Below are 5,127 nucleotides of genomic sequence, written 5' to 3' on the forward strand. Positions count from 1 at the left end.
TCCCAGCGGCCGGGATTGTGGACGACATCGGCGCGGTAGAAGGACGGGCAGAGCACGGCGGCATCCGCCACCTCGCCGCAATTGCCGCAGCCGACGCAGTTCTGGTCGATCGACGCCACCGGATCGTCGCGCAGCGGATCGTCGAGCGTCTTCACCGACAGCGACGGGCAGCCCGAGAGCCGCATGCAGGCATGGTCGCCGGTGCAGATGTCCTCGTCGACACCGAACTTCGGCTTGACGACGCGCTCGCCGCCCTTGATCGCCTTGTCGACGACAGGCTTCTCGCGGCGCTGGCGGTTCAGCATGCATTCGGAGGAGGCGACGATGACCTTGGGCCCCTTCTCGTCGGTGGTCAGCGCCTCGCGCAACGTGGCCTGCATCTTACCGACATCATAGGTGCGGTCGATGTGGCGCAGCCATTTGACGCCCATGCCCTTCACCGCTTCGGTGATCGGATGCTTGGTCGACTTGGTGCGGTTGGAGGCGCGCGACGACAGGATGTCCTGGCCGCCGGTGGCCGCCGAATAGAAATTGTCGACGATGACGATGACGCCGTCATTCTTGTTGAAGACGGCGTTGCCGATCGAGGAGGTCAGGCCGTTGTGCCAGAAGCCGCCGTCCCCGACGAAGGAGATCGAGCGGCGCTTGGCCTCCGGCGAGTTGAAGGCCGACGCCGAGGCCGGCCCAAGCCCGTAGCCCATGGTCGTGGCGCCAAGCTCGAAGGGCGGCATGATCGAGAACAAATGGCAGCCGATATCGGAGGCGATGTGGTGCTTGCCGAGTTCCTGCTCGACCAGCTTGGTGGCGGCGAAGATCGGCCGCTCCGGGCAACCGACGCAGAAACCCGGCGGGCGGCCAGGAACGACGTTGATGAGATCGGCGGTGTCAACGCCCTCGCCGACCTTGTTCGGCGCCCTCACCTCGCCTGGCAGTAGGTGCGGGGCATTCGCCCGCAGGAAGGAGCCGATGCCGTCGAGCATCACCTGTCCAGTATATTCGCCGGCCATCGGCAGATGCTCCTTGCCGACCAGTTTCGTGCCGCGGCCCGCCTTGTGCAGCATCGCGGCAAAGGCCTGTTCGATGTAGTTGGGCTGGCCTTCCTCGACGACCAGCACCGCCTGCTTGCCCTCGCAGAAGGACAGGAACTCGTCATCGACCAGCGGATAGACCGCGTTCAGCACATAAAGCGGCACGTCGGTGTCGCCATAGGTATCGGCGAGACCGAGCCGCTGCAAAGCACGGATGACGGAGTTGTACATGCCGCCCTGCATGACGATGCCGACCTGGCCTTGGTCCGGCCCGAACATCTCGTTGATCTTGCGGCTCCTGATGAAATCCACCGCCGCCGGCCAGCGCTTGGCGACCTTCTCCTTCTCATGCAGGAAGGACGCGGGCGGCAGCACGATGCGGCCGGTGTCGCGGCGCGGCGCCGACAGCGCGTCGGCCACCGTCATCGGCGGGCGCTTGTTGTCCTTGGCGATGAAATGGCCATGGACGTGGCAACAACGGATGCGCACCTGCAACATGACCGGCGTGTTGGACACTTCCGACAGCTCGAATCCATCCTCGACTGCCTTGACGATGGAAGGCAGGTTCGGGCGCGGATCGAGCAGCCAGACCTGGCTCTTCATGGCGAAGGCGTGGCTGCGCTCCTGCATGATGGAAGAGCCCTCGCCATAATCCTCGCCGACGATGATCAGCGCGCCACCGGTGACGCCGCCCGACGCAAGATTGGCGAGCGCGTCGGAGGCGACATTGGTGCCGACCGTCGACTTGAAGGTGGCGGCGCCACGGATCGGGTAGTGCACGGACGCCGCGAGCATGGCGGTGGCGGTGGCTTCCGAGGCGCTCGCCTCGAAATGCACGCCGAGTTCACCCAGGATATCCTGGGCGTCGGCCAGCACGTCCATCAGATGGCTGATCGGCGCGCCCTGGTAGCCCCCGACATAGCCGACGCCGCATTGCAGCAGCGCCTTGGTGATGGCGAGGATGCCCTCGCCGGCGAATTCCTCGCCGGCGCCCAGCCTCAGCTTTTCGACTTCCTTGGCAAAAGACCGTTCGGCCATTTCTGCCTCCTTCCGTTGCCGCCTTCCCGTTGCCACCGGGGGCGGCGCGTACATCAAACTCAAATGTCGTGCTTGCGGATGTTCTTCAGCATCTTCTGGAGAATCGCGATCAACGCGGCATATTCGGCATCGTCGACGCCCTCGAACATCGCCTCGAAGGCTTCGTGCATGGCGGGCCAGGCGCGCGTGAACAGGGCACGCCCATCATCGGTCAGAAACACGTGGCGGAAACGGCTGTCGGTCACGCCCTGCTCGCGCCGCACCAGACCCTGGCCCTCCAGCGCGTCGAGCGTGCGGCTCAAGGTGGATTGCTCGATGACCGTATAGACGGACAGGTCGTTGACGGTGACGCCGTCGGTGACCGACAGCACTGCCAGCGTGCGCACTTGCGGAATGGTCAGGCCCTGCTTGCGGAAGTCCTCGCGCAAGGTGGCGTTGTAGCGGCCCATGATGCGGTTCATCAGATAGGGCGCGAACTGCTGCAGGCCGATCTGGCCTAGGGTGGAGATGCGCTGGCGCCTTTCCGGAAGCTTCTGTTCCATCACAGCCTCCCTGCCAAAAGGAAGCCGGAGCCGCCGCCGAGACCCGCGCCCGGATGGGTGGAGGCGCCGATATGGTAGAGCCCCTTGATGCCGGTCTCGTGGTTGCGGCTCGCCTTGAACGGCCGCCACAGGAAGGACTGGTCGATCGTGGAGGAGCCACCGTAGGGATCGCCGCCGACCAGGTTGATGTTCATCGCTTCGAGATCGGCCGGCGAGTAGGCGCGGCGCGCGATCACGGTTTCGTGGAAGCCGTCGATGTGATGGGCGAGGATGGCCTCGACGCGGTCGGCATAGGCCTCGCGCAACGCTTCGGTCCACTGCCCGTCCACAGGCGCTTCGAGCTTGCCCGCTGCATCGCCCTTGATGTGGCGCGGCGCCTCGGGCAGTTGCAGCCAGAGGATGGCCTTGCCGTCCGGGCAGCGCGACGGGTCGAGTGCGTGCGGCTGGCCGACGCAGATCGTCGGCACTTCCGGCAGCAGGCCGCGCACCGCTTCGTTGCAGGCCTTGGAGACGCCGTCGAGCCCCGGCGTCAGATGCAGCAGCGCCACCTTGTCGAGGCCTTCGCCGCGCCAGGCCGGTGCCTTGCTCAAAGCGTAGTGAACCTGGAAGTTGCCCTTGCCGTAGCGATAGTCCTGCGCCGCCTTCACGGCAGCATCCGGCGCCTCCTTGCCGAGCAGCCGTCCGTAGAGTTGGGTCGGCGTGACCGAGCAGATGACGCTCTCGGCCGCCGTCAGCGTCTCGCCCGAGGCCAACCGCACGCCAGTGGCCCGGCCACCGCTTTGCACAACCGAGGCGACATCCGCGTTGACGCGGATGCCGCCGCCCCGTTCCTTGATCAGCGCCTCGAAGGCGGCCAGCAGGTTTTTTGCGCCGCCCTTGACGATAGGCGCGCCGGCGGCTTCCAGCGCGAAGGCGATGACCTTGGCGATCTGGCCGGAAAAGGCATCTTCCGGCCCGAGCCCGGCATGCAGCACCCAGGGCGCCCAGAGCGCACGAACCATTTCGGAGGTGTAGGTCGTCTCCAGCCAGCCGCGCGCCGGCACCAGCGCTTTGCCCATGAAGGCGGCAAGGTTGCGCGGACCGCGCCGCCAGGCCGCACCGGCCAAAAGCTTCGTCGTCGGATAGGACCAGAGCGCGCCGCCGAGCAAGCCGAAGAGCAGCCCGGCATCGCGCTCGATGCCGCCGACGTCGCCGCCATGGCGATCTCCGTCGCCAGAGGCTATTCCGTTCAGCGCCGCGATATTGGCGGCGCGGTCGGTGGTGAGCACCGCATGGCTACCGTCGGGCCGCAGCACGCCCGTGGGCGTCGCGGTGTGGCAGAACTCCAGCCCGTGCCGCGCAAGGTCTTTGCCCAACGCGGCGAAGGCGGGCGAGGTGATGAACAGCACGAAGGTCGTCGCCATCACATCATGGACGAAGCCCGGCGCGGTGATCTCCTCGGTACGCATGCAGCCGCCGATGCGGTCGTTGCGCTCGAGCACCAGCACGGTCGCGCCTTTGGCGCCAAGCATCGCCGCACAGACCAGCGCGTTGATGCCGCTGCCGACGATGATGTGATCGACGCCGCTCATCGACGTGACCTCGGCCTTACCCCCTCGGGACTAGCGCCAGCGCGCGGATCGGGCTGCCGGTGCCGTGCTCGATCTTGAGCGGCGCGGCGATCAGGATCGCTCCCTTCGCCGGCAGCTGGTCGAGATTGCAGAGACTGGCCAGCCCATAGCGGTTGGCCTTGTGCATCAGCGTGTGCGCCGGAAACGGCGGCTCCATGCCGCCAGCCTTGCCGGCATCCGTGCCGATCGTCTCCGAACCCCAGCCCTTGATGTCCTTGCTGATCAGGAACTGGATGGCCTCGGCCGTCGGTCCGGGGGTGTGCGGGCCGGTCTCGTTGGCGTTGAGGAATTCGGCTTCCGAACCATTGCGCTTGTACCAGTCGGTGCGCATCACCACCCACTCGCCGGGGTTGATCGCGCCGTGCTTGGCCTCCCAGGCCTTAATATGGTCGACCGTGAGCAGGAAGTCGTGATCGGCAGCGGCTTCCTTGGAGCAGTCGATAACGTTGACCGGACCGACGAAGCTCTGGACCGGAATGGTGTCGGTGGTGCCGTCCGGATAGTCCTTGCCGGTGATCCAATGCTGCGGCGCGTCGAAATGCGTGCCTGAATGCTCGCCGAGCTTCAGCCAGTTCCAGGCCCACCACGGGCCGTTCTTGTCGTACTTGGAGATCGAGTGGATCTCGACCTTCGGCGTGTCGACGGCGAGTTCCGGCGGAAGCTTGATCAGCGGCGTGTTCGGTCCGAGCGGCGCCGACAGGTCGACCACCTTGATGGCGCCCGAAAGCAGCTGGCCGGCGACCTCGCCGAGGAGTTTTTGCGTGTCCATGGTCTTTCGTTCCCTCTTGTCTGGTGATCATCAAGGCTCGTAGCGGCCCTTAATATCCTACTAGACGAAAACATATGCATCTGCAATTATCTTTAAGCATAAAGCATTTTGGGGCGGGGCGTGAGCGAGTTCGACGCCAT

General features: G+C 65.6%; 4 protein-coding genes. All 4 read right to left on the reverse strand.

Going from position 1 to position 5,127, the window contains the following annotated elements; translation table 11 throughout:
• Positions 1-2,066 (reverse strand): indolepyruvate ferredoxin oxidoreductase subunit alpha (locus tag Q0L57_RS05635; RefSeq protein ID WP_296739258.1); only part of this gene is annotated, 2,066 nt, incomplete at its 3' end.
• Positions 2,067-2,125: 59 nt separating this feature from the next.
• On the reverse strand, positions 2,126-2,608 hold the full coding sequence (locus Q0L57_RS05640; protein ID WP_296739261.1) for a MarR family transcriptional regulator: 483 nt from the start codon (positions 2,606-2,608) through the stop codon (positions 2,126-2,128).
• On the reverse strand, positions 2,608-4,179 hold the full coding sequence (locus tag Q0L57_RS05645) for an NAD(P)/FAD-dependent oxidoreductase (RefSeq protein ID WP_296739263.1): 1,572 nt from the start codon (positions 4,177-4,179) through the stop codon (positions 2,608-2,610). The genes Q0L57_RS05640 and Q0L57_RS05645 overlap by 1 nt, the downstream gene beginning before the upstream one ends.
• 16 nt (positions 4,180-4,195) lie before the next feature.
• Positions 4,196-4,987 (reverse strand): cyclase family protein, encoded by a 792-nt coding sequence (locus tag Q0L57_RS05650; RefSeq protein WP_296739266.1) that lies wholly within the window; start codon positions 4,985-4,987, stop codon positions 4,196-4,198.
• Positions 4,988-5,127: the final 140 nt, after the last annotated feature.

This window comes from Mesorhizobium sp. (assembly GCF_024509055.1).
In the GTDB taxonomy this organism is placed as follows: domain Bacteria; phylum Pseudomonadota; class Alphaproteobacteria; order Rhizobiales; family Rhizobiaceae; genus Mesorhizobium.

Bases quoted from the DNA above. Each gene is read 5' to 3' on its own strand.
- Q0L57_RS05650 (WP_296739266.1), bottom strand. From the start codon at position 4,987: ATGGACACGCAAAAACTCCTCGGCGAGGTCGCCGGCCAGCTGCTTTCG.
- Q0L57_RS05645 (WP_296739263.1), bottom strand. From the start codon at position 4,179: ATGAGCGGCGTCGATCACATCATCGTCGGCAGCGGCATCAACGCGCTG.
- Q0L57_RS05640 (WP_296739261.1), bottom strand. From the start codon at position 2,608: ATGGAACAGAAGCTTCCGGAAAGGCGCCAGCGCATCTCCACCCTAGGC.